This is a genomic window from Umezawaea tangerina, assembly GCF_003002815.1.
Taxonomy (GTDB): domain Bacteria; phylum Actinomycetota; class Actinomycetes; order Mycobacteriales; family Pseudonocardiaceae; genus Umezawaea; species Umezawaea tangerina.
In genome coordinates, this window is the sequence record NZ_PVTF01000004.1 from 188,300 (window position 1) to 202,531 (window position 14,232).

Sequence of the window (14,232 nt, forward strand, 5' to 3'; positions counted from 1 at the left end):
GGCCGTGACCGCTCCACCGAACAGGCGGCCCTCCGCCGTGCCCGACGCCGCGCCGCACGCCGCCGCGGCCGGGGTCCCCGGCCATCCACCCGTGCCACCGGGGCCGGTCGCCCCCAGGTCGCCGTCGTCGGGTGGTCGCGCCGCTGTTCCCCCTGGTCGGCGGCCTCGTCGAAGGGCCCGACTTCGACCGGTCAACCGACCCCGGCGCCCTCACGTCGTCCACGGGCGCCGCGGGCGTCCTGGTCGCCCTGGGCACCGGACCGTGGCGCCGGTCGCCGTCCAGGACGGCCGCACGGTCGTCCGGCCGGTGATCCGACGTGGTGGCGGCCCCGGACCACCCGCGGCTACCGCCGCACCGCCTACGGCATGACGAAGGTCCGTGACGGCCCTCCGAACGGGGACTCCACGGACCTCCGACCGGGCCCTAGCGCTCCAGCACGATGACCGGGATGAGCCGGTCGGTCTTCTTCTCGTAGTCGGCGAAGCCCGGCATGACCGCCACCATGTCCGCGTACAGGCGGTCGCGCTCCGCGCGGTCGGTGACCTCGCTGGCCGTGGCCTCGAACTTGTCCGTGCCGAACTCCACCGTGACGCGCGGGTGTGCCAGGACGTTGTAGTACCAGTCGGGGTTGCGGTCCGCCCCGCCGTAGGACGCGATGATCACGAAGCGGTCGCCGTCGCGGCTCGTCGCGAGCGGGGTGGTGCGCTCCCTGCCGCTCTTGGCCCCGGTCATCGTGAGCAGCACGAGCTCCTTGCCCTCGAAGGGGCCGCCGACCTTGCCGCCGTTCGCGCGGAACTCGTCGACGATCTTCTCGTTCCAGCCGCGGGTGTCCTCCGCCATCGGTGTCCGATTCCCTTCACCGGGCGCGCTCGCACACACCACACCTATGTAGAAACCCAAAGCTACGACCGGCACTTCCGCGGTGTCAACGACACCGGAGTGTGACCCCCGGACGACTGGTGACGTGCACCGGTGACAACTTGGCGCGAAATGACACGCTCACCGCAAAGACGTGAATTCCACCGCGGCTCGACAGGAGACCTTCCGGCGCGCCCGGTCGTGCCACCGCCATCGGAACCAGACCACCCCCTCCGGAACACCCCGAACGAACACCCGCCGTTCCCCTCGTCGGAACACCGAATCACCGCGGCGGGCATAACACCCACTCCCGCCGCGCGCCGAACCGCCGTCCGGCGACCGGGCACGCGTTATGCGCCGGAATCCCCTCCGGAGATCCACCTCATCGACATCCACCCGACCCGGCATAACCACCGAACGCGCGCACGCGGCAGATCCACACCACCCGGTTCGGATCCCCTCCGTTTTGCCGTACCAATCCAATCCACGACCACCCACCGCGACCGCACCGCCCGGATCGGGTCGCACCGGAAATCAAGCCGCTCACCCCCGCGCGGACCCCCGTCCGCCAACCCGCAGTCCGGCTTGCAGTTCTCAACGCAGATCCACCCCGAACACCCCCGTGACCGCCCCGCGGCCCGGTATAGGCGGTTTCGATGCTTTGCGCGCACATCCGGCCGAACACGATCCACCCGGCACCCGGCTTATGGTGCGCATGGTGCAACGGATGCTGGTGTTGTCACCGTCCGCACCCGCCCGCCAATGCCACCGCCCCCCGCCGAGATCGACTTCTCCGATCGCGCGGACGAGTTCGGGCAAACAAAAAGGATGCACACCGCGTGCGGTGTGCATCCTGTGCGTGCCCCCGGTCAGAGTCGAACTGACACTGGACGGATTTTGAGTCCGCTGCCTCTGCCGGTTGGGCTACGGGGGCCGGCCGGGGCCAACTGTACTGGATCAGGTGGATCCGGTCGGGCAAGGGGTGCGCGGGTTCCGGGCGGGTCCGGGCGGGTGGTGGGGTCAGGAGCGGACGAGGCGGCTGATCGCCTCGCTCGCCTCGCGGATCTTCTCGTCGGCGACCGGGCCGCCTTCCGCGGCCGCCTGGGCCACGCAGTGCTTGAGGTGCTCGTCCAGCAGGCCGAGGGACACCGCCTGGAGCGCCTTGGTGGCGGCGGAGATCTGGGTGAGCACGTCGATGCAGTACTCGTCGTTGTCGACCATGCGCTGGAGTCCGCGGACCTGGCCTTCGACGCGGCGCAGGCGCTTGAGGTAGGCGTCCTTGTTCGAGGTGTACCCGTGCATCACTCCCGGCCTTCCCTACCCTGGGTGGGTATGCCGCTCCAGGATAGGCGGTCGGCGGGCGCCGCGAAGGGGCGATTGTGCCGGTAACGCCGCCGTGCCAAGGCGGACATTTAAACGCCGGGTCGCAAAATGACCCGACCGGGGGGCTTCTGTCACATTTTCCCTCTCAAAGGTTAGCCGATATTCAAGTTGTGCACTATGGTGACCCCGAAGCGTGTGGCGAAGTTACAGTCGACGGCAGCACGCGCTATGCGAGCACATACGGAGGAACAGTGGCACAGCAGACCGTCGTCCAACTCATCGACGACCTCGACGGCGGCGAAGCCGACGAGACCGTAACCTTCGCGCTGGACGGTGTGGAGTACTCCATCGACCTGTCCAAGGAGAATGCGGACAAGCTGCGCGACTCGCTGGGTGACTTCGTCGCCAAGGCGCGTCGTGCGGGCGGCCGCAAGCAGCGCAAGGGCACTGGCAAGAGCACCGTCAAGGCCGGTGACAAGGCCCAGGCTCAGGCCATTCGCGACTGGGCGCGCGCGCAGGGGCACCAGATCTCCGACCGTGGCCGCATTCCGCAGGGCCTGGTCGTGCAGTTCCAGGAAGCCCACGCTTCCTGACGTCGTCGTTTCGCCGCGTTGGCCTTGCCTACTGGCAGGTCAACGCGGGGAAACGGGTGGTTAACCACATCGTGGGACATTCCGCCGTCCGCTGATCACCGGTCTAGCGGCCGGGAAACGGCGTGTCCAGCAGACGGAGCATCGCGGTCGCCTTCACGGCCGTCTCCTCGAATTCCGCCGCCGGGTCGGAGAGCGCGATGACGGCTCCGCCGACGCCGAAACTCACCTTGTCGTCGTGGACCACCAGTGTCCTGATGACGATGCTGAAGTCCGCTGAACCGGACAGCGAGAAGTAACCGAGGGCACCCGAGTAGACACCTCTGGGTCCCCCTTCCAGCCCATCGAGGATCTGCATTGTGCGGATCTTCGGCGCACCGGTCATCGAACCGCCGGGGAACGCGTCCCGGACGCACCGGACGGCCGAAGCACCGGTCCGCAGCCTCGCCCGCACGCCGCTGACGAGCTGGTGCACGGTCGCGTAGGTCTCGACGTCGAACAGGCGCGGCACCTCGACCGAGCCGACCTCCGCGTTGCGCCCGAGGTCGTTGCGGACCAGGTCCACGATCATCAGGTTCTCCGCGCGGTCCTTCTCGCTGGTCGCGAGGTCGTGCCGCAGCGCGTCGTCCTCCTCCGGCGTCCTCCCCCGCGGCCGCGTGCCCTTGATCGGCTCCGACTCCACGACGCCCGCGCGGTCGACCCGCAGGAACCGCTCCGGCGACGTGCTGAGCACCGAGAGACCGCCGAACCGCAGGAACGCGGCGAACGGGGCCGGGCTCTCCCGCCGCAGGAACCGGTAGGCCGCCCACGGGTCCACCTCGCCGCGCCGGGTCACCTGGTTGGTCAGGCACACCTCGTAGGTCTCCCCCGCGGTGATCGCCTCCAGGCAGGCGTCGACGAGCTTCAGGTAGTGCGGTCTGGCGTGCCGGAGGCGCACCTCCCCCGACGCGGTCCCCGGAACCGGCCCCGGCAACGGCCGCACCTCCCGCAGCACCGCCTCGACCCGGTCGAACCACCCGTCGTCGGTCAGCGCCAGCAGATGCGCGCGCCGGGTGAGGTGGTCGAACACGACGGCCCGGTCGGCGAACACCATCTCCGCGTCCGGCGTCTCCGACCGGTGGGCCGCGTCGCCGCCGCACTCGGCCTTCAGCTCGTACCCGAGGTAGCCCACCCAGCCCAGCGCGAACTCGAACGGCAGGTCGGGCGGCCGGACCGCGTGCTCGGCGAGGTCGCGTTCCAGCCAGTCCAGGAACGGCCCGTCGTGCGTCGACTCGCCGTCCGCACCCCTCACGGTCACCCGTGCGGTCCACACGTCGTAGGAGGCCACCCGCGCCAGCGGACCGCTCACGTCCCCCATCACCGAGAACCGCCCCCGCCCACCGGTCAGGCTGCTGTCCAGCCAGAACGCGTCCGGCGACCCGCCGTGCAGCCGGGCGAACACCGCCTCGGGGTCCGGGTGCACGTCCAGCGACCGCACCAGCACCTCCCGCTCCGGCACCGGCGGCGCGGGCCGCACCACCGACACGGGCGGCTCGGGGACGACCGGGTGGTGTTCCTCGGTGAGACGGCGGAAGTTCGCCAACAGCCGGTGCCCGTGCTCGGTGCGGATCGACTCGGGGTGGAACTGCACGCCCCACGCGGGCCGGGTCCGGTGCCGCACGGCCATCAGCACGCCGTCGTCCGCCCAGCCGATCGCCTCGAGCTCCGGCGGCAGGTCGGTGACCGCGAGCGAGTGGTAGCGCACCACCGAGAACGGCGACGGCAGCCCGTCCAGCACGTCCACGCCGGTGTGCCGGACGAGGTCGACCCGACCGTGCCGCGGTTGTGGGGCGGGCCCGACCGCGGCGCCGTGCTCCAGGCACAGCCCCTGGTGCCCGAGGCACACGCCGAGCAGCGGGATGGGGCTCTCCCGGACCACGTCGGCGCAGATCCCGAAATCGGACCTGGTGCGCGGGTTCCCCGGCCCCGGCGAGATCACCACGTTGTCGAAGCCGCCGAGATCGGCGAGTCGGAAGCGCGGGTCGTCGTTGGTGATGACGACCGGGTCCCGCCCGTTCACCTGTGCGAGGTGGTGGAACAGGTTGAAGGTGAACGAGTCGTGGTTGTCGATCAGCAGCGTGCGCATGACGTACGGCACGGTACCTGCTGAAACACCCGGAAGGAGTACCCCGACCACGGGCCGGTGGCGCAGCTCTCAACAGGTACGGTGGTGCCCTGATGAGCGAGGACGACGAGCAGGACGACGACTACTCCGAGGACGACGACGAGGGCTTCGACGAGGATTTCGAAGAAGACCCGTCCGACCTGTTCGAGGTGACCCGCGAGGTGCGCACGGTGTGCCAGCTGTGCGGTGGCGCGGGGTTCGTGGCGAACCCGGTGCTGGCTGTGATCAGCGGGACGCCCCGCACCGTCGACAACGGCCGGTCGTGCCCGCACTGCGAGGGCAACCGGACGTTCACCGGGCTGATCCCGCCGCTGTGATCACGTCCGGGTCGGGTGGGTCGGCGTAGAGCCGTTCCACCGCCCCGGCCCGGCGGCCGAGCACCGCGAGCTGGTTCACGTAGCCCTTGTCGGTGATCTCGCCCGCGTCCAGGTCGGGCGGGTCGGCCAGGAGCAGCAGCCTGGTGATGCGGGACGCCGAACCGAGGCCGTCGCCCAGCGACGCGAGCACGTCGGCCAGGTGGTCGCGGAGGAACTGGTCGTCCAGGGCGACGTCGTGGTCCTTGCCGCACAGCACCCGCGCCTCGATCGGGTTCAGCCACGCCAAAGCCGTCACCTCGGCGCGGTCGTGGCCCGCGATCACCGCGTCGGAGAGCACCCCGGCCGCGGACACCAGGGCGGTGCGCAGCGCGCCCGTGCTGACCCAGCTGCCGGTGGTGAGCTTGAAGTCCTCGGCGATCCGGCCGTCGAACACCAGGCCCCGCCCCGGATCCGCCGGGTCGGCGAGCGCCGCGGCGTCGCCGGTCCGGTAGAAGCCGTCCTCGTCGAACGCCGCCGCGGTCCGGTCCGGCGCGTCGAAGTAGCCGGGCGTGACGTTGGGTCCGGCCACCCGGATCTCGCGCTTGCCGCCGACCGGGACGAGCTTCACCGTCACGCCGGGCAGCGGGACGCCGATGGAGCCGCACGGCGCGTCGGCCCAGTGCGCGGACGTGGCGGCGGGCGCGGTCTCGGTCGCGCCCCACGCGGCGGTCAGCGGGATCGGGTGGTCGGCGTGCCGGTCGACCAGCCGCCGGATCCGGTCCCACAGCGCGGTCGGCATGGCCGCCGCGGCGCAGAACAGCAGGCGCAGCCGGGAGAAGAAGTGCCGGGCGAACGCCGGGTCGGCCTCCAGCCTCGGCACCAGCACGGCGTACCCGGCGGGCACGTTGAGGTACACCGTCGGGCGGGTCGCGGTCAGCGCCGTGATCGACCGCTCGAACAGCGCGGGCGCCGGGCGGCCGGTGTCGACGTGGAACGTGCCGCCGTTGGTGAGGACCAGGTGCACGTTGTGGTTGCCGCCGAAGGTGTGGCTCCACGGCAGCCAGTCCACGAGCACCGGCGGCTCGTCCACCAGGAACGGCCAGGTGGCGCGCAGCATCGCCTGGTTCGCGGTCAGCATGCGGTGGGTGTTCAGCACGCCCTTCGGGGTGCCGGTGGAACCCGAGGTGAACAGCACCTTCGCCACCGTGTCCGGGGTGATCGCGTCGAACGCGGCCGCCAGGCTCGCGCCGGGCACCGCGGCCGCCAGCGGTTCCAGGTCGGTCACGGCGTGGGCGCGCGTCGCTTCGAGCGCGGGCCCGAAGGCGTCGGCGTCGTCGGCGAACACCACACCCGGCCGCACCAGCTCCGCCATCGCCCGCAGGCGGCCGTGGTCCTTGGACAGCAACGAGTACGCCGCGCTGACCGGGACCACCGGGACGCCCGCGGTGTAGCAGGCGAGCGTGATCCTCAAGTGCGCCAACGAGTTCCCGGACAGCACCATGACCGGGCGCTCGCGGGAGGCGCCGAGGTCCAGCAGCGCCTGGCCGATCGCGTCCGCGTCCCGCGCGGCCCGGCCGTAGGTCAGCGAGCCCGTCCCGTCCGTCGCGAGCACGGCGTCCGGCGCGGCGGAAGCCCAGTGCCGCAACGACAGCGCGAGGTGCGCCGGGTGGTCGCCCAGCGGCTCGGCGGAGCGCAGGAGCAGCGCCCCGTCCGGCCGTTGTTCGGCGACCACCCTGGGTTCGGCGAAGGTCCTCATCCGATGCCCAGCACCATTCCCTTCTCCTCCGTCGCGTCGATCTCGGGGTAGACCGGGCAGCCGTAGAGGGGTTCGAAGGGGGCGAACGTGTCGAAGTCCTCAATGGACCGGAGGTGGTTGGCGAGCGCGTTCTTCTCGCTCCAGAAGTCTCCGCCGAGCAGCCGGGCGACCCACCGCGGGTCCACCCACACGCCGGTGCTCTTGAGGAACGAGCCGATCTTGAAGTCGTGGTCGTAGAACGCGTAGATCAACCGGAAGTAGCAGTCGTAGCCGGTCTTGTAGAACCGGGTGTACTGGTCGACCGCGTCCTCCTCGGACAGCTCGCCCTCCAGCGCGCTCGCGGCGAGCTCACCGGCCCGCAGGCCGCTGGAGGTCGCCAGGTAGACGCCCGCGGAGAAGATCGGGTCGACGAAGCAGCCCGCGTCCCCGGCCACGAAGAAGCCCGGTCCCGCCAGGTCCTCGGTGTGGTAGGAGTAGTCGCTCTCGCTCTTGAGCTCCGTCACGGCGGTCGCGTCCGCGATCCGCTGCCGGATGCGGGGGATGCGGTCGACGTGCTCGGCGAACACCTGCTCCGGGTCGCCCACCCGCTGGTACACCGCCGGGCTGCTCACCGTGCCGACGCTGAGCTTCCCCGGCCGGATGGGGATCGACCAGACCCAGCCCTCGGTGTGCGACCCGATCACGATGTCGCCCTCGACACCGGGGTTGGTGGCCTCGTCGATGCCGTCGTAGTGCTTGAACACGGCCAGCATCCGCAGCCGTTCGCTGATCCGCCTGCTCCGGAAGTGCTGGTTCGCGATGACGCCCGCGCGGCCGCTGGCGTCGACCACCTGCCTGGCCCGCACGGTGTGCGAGGCGTCGCCGATGGCCACCACGACACCCGCGACCCGACCGCCCTCGACGAGGACCTTGGTCACCTTGGCCTCGTGGATCACCTCTGCACCCGCCTTGGCGGCGTTGTCCAGCAGCATCTCGTCGAAGTCCGCGCGCTCCACCTGGAACGTGGTCTCCACCCGGCCGCCGCCCTGGTCGGCGAAGTCGACCCTGGTGACCTTGCCGTCGGTGTCGCAGAACTCCGCGCCGGTCTTGATCGGGAACTCCGAGCGCAGCCGGTCGCCGAGCCCGAGCCGCTCGAACAGGGCGGCGGCGTAGGTCAGCATCGACTCGCCGATGTGGAACCGCGGGAACGGCTGGCGGTCCAGGACGAGCACCGAGTGGCCTCGGTTGGCGAGGGTCCACGCGGCGGCCGAACCAGCCGGGCCGCCACCGATCACGATCGCGTCGTACTCAGCCGAAGGACTGGACATGGGGTCACTCCTCACCATGGTCAGGACACCGCGCAGGACTTCCGCAGCGCACCGCTGCGGATCAGCGCGACGACCGCGTGGATGTCGGCGTCCATGCGACGGTCGCTGTGGACGAACGGCACGTGCTCGCGGACGAGGTCGTAGGCGGGCCGCGAGCCGGGGCTGAGCAGGTCCGGCCCGCGGAAGTCGACCGCCTGGCACAGCGCCAGCAGGTGGATCGCGGCGACCTGCTCGGTCAGCTCGAGCACGGTCCTCGCGTCGCGGGCGGCGATCGTGCCCATGCTGACCTTGTCCTGGTTGTGCGCCTCGGTGGAGCGGGAGAACGCGCTCGCGGGCATGGTCAGCTTCAGCGCCTCGGCCGCCAACGAGGAGGCGGCGATCTGCATCCCCTTGAAACCGTGGTGCAGCCCCGCCTGCCAGTCGTCCGGCTCGACCGGGCGGACCAGGTTCGCGGGCAGGCCGTTGTTGAACTTCTCGTCCACGATGAGCGCGAGCTGCCGGTCCAGCAGGTCCGCGACGTTGGCGATGGCGAGTTTCAGCCCGTCCATGGACTGGCCGATGTGCCCGCCGTAGAAGTTGCCGCCGCTGCGCACGACGTTCTCGCCCGCGTCGAACAAGGGGTTGTCATTGGTCGAGTTGATCTCGATCGACACCCATTTCTCCGACCATTCCAGCAGGTCGCGGAGCACGCCGGTGACGCCGGGGGCGCAGCGCAGGGAATAGCGATCCTGAACGGGGTGGTCCAGCCGGTAGTACCCGGTACCCGACGGCATCGGGTCGGAGGTCAGAACCTCGCCCTGGGTGTGCGAAAGACCGGAACCCCTCATGAGCCTGGAGATGTTCTCGGCACTGCACAGCTGACCGGGATGGGGTTTCTGCTCGTGGATGAAACGGTCGTAATGGCCCTGGTTGCCCAGCATGACCTGCGCGCCGAGCGCCGTGCAGAGGTCCGCGACCGCGGCGATCTCCTTCGCGCCCTCGACCGCCAGAACCGCGAACGCCGACATGAACGAGGTCCCGTTTATGAGCGCGAGTCCCTCTTTCGCCTCGAGCACGAACGGCTCCATGCCGCAGTCCTCGTACGCCTCCACTGCGGGCACGTCACGCCCTTGGTACCGGACGGTACCGACGCCGATGACGGCGCTCGCGACGTAGCACAGCGGAACGAGGTCGCCGCTCGCGCCGACCGAGCCGCGCTCGGGGATGATCGGCAGGACGTCGTTCTCCAGCATCGCCAGCAGGTGGGCCGCCAGCTCGGGACGAATACCCGAATGGCCGCGGGCCAGGCAGTTCGCCCGGATGAGCAGGGTGGCGCGGACGACCTCGCGGGTGCTCTCCGGGCCGGTGCCGTTGAGGTGGTAGACCACGAGGTTGCGCTGCAGGTCGGCCGTCTTCTCGGGCGAGATCTGCCGCGTGCTGCTGTCCCCGAAACCGGTCGTGACCCCGTAGATGGGCAGCCCGAGGTCGATCAGCCTGAGCTTGAGACCGTGCGAGTCCGCCATCCTGGAGGCCGCGTCGGGATCGACCTTCAAACGCAGCGGTAAGGAGCCGCACGCGACGTCGGCGACCTCACGGAGCGTCAGATCGTGCCCGTTGACGAAAAGCGATTTCTGCACGTCGTCGTCGATCGTCGAGGTCATCTCAAGCCTCTTTCCAGCCAATAGGCCCACGAAGCCCCCACCCGTGGCGGAAAACGGAGATGTCCGCCAGGAAGCTGGATTCCGGTCCAGTCCAGCCGACCGGGAAACCCGTGAATTCCACGGGTGCGCTTCCCCCAGTGGAAGCAAGCGGTTTCAACGCCGCCGCGGGGAGCGTGGCAGTGCCGGAGATAACCTGTCAATACTTGAATCCGGAGCGACATGGCAGGTCACCTCGTCTTCATTTGAGACGCACTTTCCGCATTATGCCCCGGGAAACGTCTTCGTGGAGGTCCGTTCGGGTGGCAAGCGCTGATCGTTAGGGCGGATCGCGTCACCCCGAATGGCCGATCGGCGGGGCCGCCGACGGGGGCGCGCCCGGACGTGGAGACTTGAGGGGTGATCTTCCTCCTGCTGCTCGGCGTGCCGTGCGGGCTCGCCCACCTCTACCTGTGGAAGCGGCTCGTCCGCGACACCACGCGGTCCGGTCGCGGCCGCACGCTGGGCACGGTGGCCGTCGTCGTGATGTTCCTGGTCCTGCTGGGCGGGCTGGTGGGGTCGCGGGCGCTCGGCCCGGACGTCGCCGCGGTGCTGGCCTGGCCCGGCTACCTGTGGCTCGCGATGGTCCTCTACCTCACCTTGCTGCTGCTCGTGCTGGAAGTGCCCCGCGCGGTGCTGAACCGCCGTCTGCGGCCCGTTCGCACCCCGGCGGAGGTGACGGTGCCCGCCGGGCCCGAGGAGCCCGTCGCGGACGACGTGGCGCCCGCGCCCGAACCGGCCGGGGGCGAGCCCGCCGACCCCGGCAGGCGGCTGTTCATCGCCCGGTCGCTGGCCGTGGCCGGCGGCGTGGTGGCCACCGGCGTCGTCGGCTACGGCGTGACCCAGGCGATGGGTGGACCGGTCGTCAAGCGGGTCCCGATCGCGCTGGGCAAGCTCGCGCCCGCGTTCGACGGGTTCCGGATCGCGGTCGTCAGCGACATCCACCTGGGACCGCTGCTCGGCCGCTCGCACACCGAGCGGGTCGTGAACACCATCAACGGCCTGCGGCCCGACCTCGTCGCGATCGTCGGCGACCTGGTCGACGGGACGGTGGAGGAGCTCGGCGAGGCCGCCGCACCGCTGCGGGACCTGGTCAGCCCGCACGGCAGCTTCTTCGTCACCGGCAACCACGAGCACTTCTCCGGCGCGCAGCCGTGGCTGGCCGAGCTGACCAGGCTCGGCGTGCACCCGCTGCGCAACGAGCTGCTCGCGGTCACCCGCGGCGGCGCGGCGTTCGACCTCGCGGGCGTCAACGACGTGACCGGGCGGAGCTACGGCGACGGGCCGGACATGGAGAAGGCCCTGGAGCGGCACGACACCTCGACGCCCGTGGTGCTGCTGGCGCACCAGCCCGTGCAGGCGGTGCAGGCCGCGAAGCTCGGGGTGGACCTCCAGCTGTCCGGGCACACCCACGGTGGCCAGATGTGGCCGTTCAACTACGCCGTCACGCTCCAGCAGCCGGTGGTCTCCGGACTGGCCGAAGTCGACGGGATGCCCGTGTACGTCAGCAACGGCGCGGGTTTCTGGGGACCACCGGTCCGCGTCGGCGCACCGCCGGACGTCACCCTGGTGGAGCTGCGTACAGCCTGATCGATCACATTGACCGGATCGGATACCCCGTTTTCCGCGAACACCACCTAGAGTGGACGGCCGTGCCCGAACACGGTGTGATGGGAGATCCCTGGCGGAATGACTGAGAGCGTTGCCACACCGGCGGTCGAACCGCCGATGCCGCGTCCCGCTGGAACCGGGCGTGAGGAGGCACAAGCTCGTATCCGCCGTTTCCTGGATCGTGAGCGACCGGCCACGCCGTGCCTGGTCATCGACCTCGAGACCGTCCGCGAGCGGTACGCCGCGATCGCGTCGGCGCTGCCGGGGGTCGGCGTCTTCTACGCCGTGAAGGCGAACCCGGAGCCCGAGGTGGTGGCGCTGCTGGCCACCGAGGGCTGCTCGTTCGACGTCGCCAGCCCCGCCGAGATCGACCTGTGCCTGGCGCAGGGCGCGCCCGCCGAGCGGATCTCCTACAGCAACCCCATCAAGAAGGCCGCGGACATCGCCTACGCCCACGGGCGCGGCGTGCGGCTGTTCGTGTCGGACAGCGAGCAGGACGTGCGGGCGATCGCCGAGCACGCGCCGGGCTCCTCCGTGCTGCTGCGGATCTTCGTGGAGGCCAACAGGTCCACGTACCCGTTCGGCAAGAAGTTCGGCTGCGACCCGGAGATGGCGACGGATCTCCTGCGTTCGGCCTCCCGGATGGGACTTCGCGCGCTGGGCGTCGCGTTCCACGCCGGTTCCCAGCAACTGGACCCCAACGGGTGGGACGGCGCGATCGCCGACGCCGCCGCGGTGACCGCGAAGCTGCGCGCCGAGGGGCTGGAGCTGTCGACGGTCAACCTCGGCGGCGGGCTCCCCTCGGCGTACCTGGACGAACCGCCGCCGCTGGCCGAGTTCGCCGCCGCCATCACCGCCTCGATCGCCCGGCACTTCGGCGACCACGCGCCGCGGGTGATGATCGAGCCGGGGCGCGCGGTCGTGGCCGAGTCCGGTGTCATCCGGTCGGAAGTCGTTCTGGTGTCGCGGAAGTCGTACTCCGACGAACGGCGGTGGGTCTACCTCGACGTCGGCCGCTACGGTGGTCTGGCCGAGACCGAGGGCGAGGCCATCGCGTACCCGTTGCGCACGGGCAAGGACGACGGGCCGCGCGGGCCGGTCGTGCTGGCCGGGCCGACGTGCGACGCCGACGACGTGCTGTACCAGCGCACCGTCTACGAGCTGCCGCTCGACCTGACCGCGGGCGACCACGTCGACCTGCTCGGCACGGGCGCGTACACGTCGAGCTACTCCTCGGTGGCCTTCAACGGTTTCGGCCCGCTGGCCACCCACTGCGTGCGGTGAGCACGCCCCGGATTGTCCACAGCCCGGTCCCACTGAAGATGTTTGGAGTGATTGATGTCCGAAGTTCCGTGCGAGACGGAGCCGGTCGGCTTGTTCGCAGGACAGCACGTGCTCGCCGAGTTGGAGGGCGTGAGCCCCGAGATCCTCGATGACGAGAAGTTCCTGCGGCACGCGCTCGGTGAGGCTCTCACCCAGGCGAATGCCACGGTGCTGGAGGTGATCTCCAAGCAGTTCGACCCGCAGGGGGTCACCGTGCTGGCCCTGCTTTCGGAGTCGCACGCGTCCATCCACACCTATCCGGAGGTCGGATCGGTGTTCGTGGACGTGTTCACCTGCGGTACGAAGGCGAAACCCGCGCTTGCGGTGCAGTTGCTCGCCGAGGCGCTGGGCGCCGCGTCGACACGGACGGACATGATCAGCCGCGGCAACCGCGTCCCGGCTCTTGTTGGTGAGGAAAAGGTATGAACGGCATCGACACTGATGTCCAGCTGTCGTCTTCGACGACGATCCGCGAACCCCTCGGCGACGGGCTCACCAGGATCTGGGACCTCGACGACGTCGTCGTCGACACCAGGACCGAGTTCCAGCACCTGGTGATCGCCGACACCGCGCAGGGCAGGTCCCTGTTCTGCGACAACGACCGGCAGAGCACCGAGTTCAGCCAGCTGACCTACCACGAGGCGCTGATGGTCCCGGCGCTGCTGCTCGCGGACCGGGTCGACCGCGTGCTCGTCATCGGCTCCAGCGAGGGCGTCGTGTGCCAGATGGCCGTCGCGGCGGGCGCGACCGCCGTCGACCACATCGACATCGACTCGCAGGCCGTGAAGCTCTGCGCCGAGCACCTGCCCTACGGCTACACGACCACCGAGCTGGCCGAGGCCGAAGCGGGCGACGGCACCGTCCGGGTGAAGTACGTCGACGGGTGGGAGTACATCCGCACCACCTCGGAGAAGTACGACATCGTGCTGGTCGACCTCCCCGACGAGCGCGAGGAGGAGGCCCAGCACAACCGCCTGTACGGCGAGGAGTTCCTCCGCATGTGCAAGGCGCTGCTCACGCCCGGCGGCGTGGTCGTGACGCAGGCGGGCTGCCAGACCATGTGGCGCAACAAGACGCTGATCCGCTCGTTCCAGCGGTTCAACGACGTGTTCGACACGACGGTCTACTACGGCTCCGACGAGCACGAGTGGGCCTACCTGTTCGGCCGCGCGGACGTCGTGGAGGACCCGACCGCGCTGATGACCGAGCGCCTGGCGACCTCGGGCTACCAGCCGGAGACCATCGACGACCTGGCCCTGCTGTCGGGCTCGATCCCGCCGTACACCGTGCGGCGGTCGTTGGCGTGAGCCGTCGGGGGAGCCGGGTC

13 protein-coding genes and 1 tRNA gene are annotated in these 14,232 nt (G+C 70.2%); 7 read left to right on the plus strand and 7 right to left on the minus strand.

What is annotated here, in order from left to right; translation table 11 throughout:
• Window positions 1–131 precede the first annotated feature (131 nt).
• Window positions 132–311, plus strand: coding sequence for a hypothetical protein (locus CLV43_RS14905; protein ID WP_106187761.1), 180 nt, complete (start codon window positions 132–134; stop codon window positions 309–311).
• Between the two features lie 113 nt (window positions 312–424).
• Here the strand turns inward: CLV43_RS14905 and CLV43_RS14910 are convergent, their stop codons facing one another.
• The 3 genes from CLV43_RS14910 to CLV43_RS14920 form a co-directional block, all read right to left on the minus strand.
• Window positions 425–841, minus strand: coding sequence for a nitroreductase family deazaflavin-dependent oxidoreductase (locus CLV43_RS14910; RefSeq protein ID WP_106187762.1), 417 nt, complete (start codon window positions 839–841; stop codon window positions 425–427).
• 878 nt (window positions 842–1,719) lie between these two features.
• A tRNA-Leu gene (locus tag CLV43_RS14915) sits at window positions 1,720–1,793 on the minus strand.
• 86 nt (window positions 1,794–1,879) lie between these two features.
• A complete protein-coding gene (locus CLV43_RS14920) occupies window positions 1,880–2,161 on the minus strand; it encodes a metal-sensitive transcriptional regulator (RefSeq protein WP_106188241.1) in 282 nt (93 codons plus the stop codon).
• Window positions 2,162–2,433: 272 nt separating this feature from the next.
• On the opposite strand from CLV43_RS14920, the gene CLV43_RS14925 reads away from it, so the two are divergent.
• Window positions 2,434–2,775, plus strand: coding sequence for a histone-like nucleoid-structuring protein Lsr2 (locus CLV43_RS14925; RefSeq protein WP_106187763.1), 342 nt, complete (start codon window positions 2,434–2,436; stop codon window positions 2,773–2,775).
• Between the two features lie 103 nt (window positions 2,776–2,878).
• Here CLV43_RS14925 and pabB read toward each other — a convergent pair whose 3' ends face one another.
• Window positions 2,879–4,897, minus strand: a complete 2,019-nt coding sequence (pabB, locus tag CLV43_RS14930) for an aminodeoxychorismate synthase component I (protein WP_106188242.1) — start codon at window positions 4,895–4,897, stop codon at window positions 2,879–2,881.
• Window positions 4,898–4,989: 92 nt separating this feature from the next.
• Here pabB and CLV43_RS14935 point away from each other — a divergent pair, with 92 nt between their 5' ends.
• Complete coding sequence (locus CLV43_RS14935; protein ID WP_106187764.1) at window positions 4,990–5,253, plus strand: hypothetical protein; 264 nt, start codon at window positions 4,990–4,992, stop codon at window positions 5,251–5,253.
• On the opposite strand, the gene CLV43_RS14940 is transcribed toward CLV43_RS14935, so the two are convergent.
• Genes CLV43_RS14940 through CLV43_RS14950 form a run of 3 tightly spaced genes read right to left on the minus strand, consistent with a single transcriptional unit; the run spans window position 5,228 to window position 9,935 of the window.
• On the minus strand, window positions 5,228–6,988 hold the full coding sequence (locus CLV43_RS14940) for a feruloyl-CoA synthase (RefSeq protein ID WP_106187765.1): 1,761 nt from the start codon (window positions 6,986–6,988) through the stop codon (window positions 5,228–5,230). The genes CLV43_RS14935 and CLV43_RS14940 overlap by 26 nt on opposite strands.
• Window positions 6,985–8,295, minus strand: coding sequence for an NAD(P)/FAD-dependent oxidoreductase (locus CLV43_RS14945; RefSeq protein WP_106187766.1), 1,311 nt, complete (start codon window positions 8,293–8,295; stop codon window positions 6,985–6,987). The genes CLV43_RS14940 and CLV43_RS14945 overlap by 4 nt, the downstream gene beginning before the upstream one ends.
• Window positions 8,296–8,315: 20 nt before the next feature.
• A complete protein-coding gene (locus CLV43_RS14950; protein ID WP_106187767.1) occupies window positions 8,316–9,935 on the minus strand; it encodes an aromatic amino acid ammonia-lyase in 1,620 nt (539 codons plus the stop codon).
• 396 nt (window positions 9,936–10,331) lie between these two features.
• Here CLV43_RS14950 and CLV43_RS14955 point away from each other — a divergent pair, with 396 nt between their 5' ends.
• From CLV43_RS14955 to CLV43_RS14970, 4 genes are all read left to right on the plus strand, one after another.
• Window positions 10,332–11,561, plus strand: a complete 1,230-nt coding sequence (locus CLV43_RS14955) for a metallophosphoesterase (RefSeq protein WP_342749777.1) — start codon at window positions 10,332–10,334, stop codon at window positions 11,559–11,561.
• A gap of 138 nt (window positions 11,562–11,699) precedes the next feature.
• Window positions 11,700–12,866, plus strand: coding sequence for a type III PLP-dependent enzyme (locus tag CLV43_RS14960; protein WP_245886577.1), 1,167 nt, complete (start codon window positions 11,700–11,702; stop codon window positions 12,864–12,866).
• Between the two features lie 54 nt (window positions 12,867–12,920).
• Window positions 12,921–13,331: an adenosylmethionine decarboxylase gene (gene speD, locus CLV43_RS14965; protein ID WP_106187769.1), complete on the plus strand. Its 411-nt coding sequence runs from the start codon at window positions 12,921–12,923 to the stop codon at window positions 13,329–13,331.
• A complete protein-coding gene (locus tag CLV43_RS14970; protein ID WP_106187770.1) occupies window positions 13,328–14,212 on the plus strand; it encodes a spermidine synthase in 885 nt (294 codons plus the stop codon). The genes speD and CLV43_RS14970 overlap by 4 nt, the downstream gene beginning before the upstream one ends.
• Window positions 14,213–14,232: the final 20 nt, after the last annotated feature.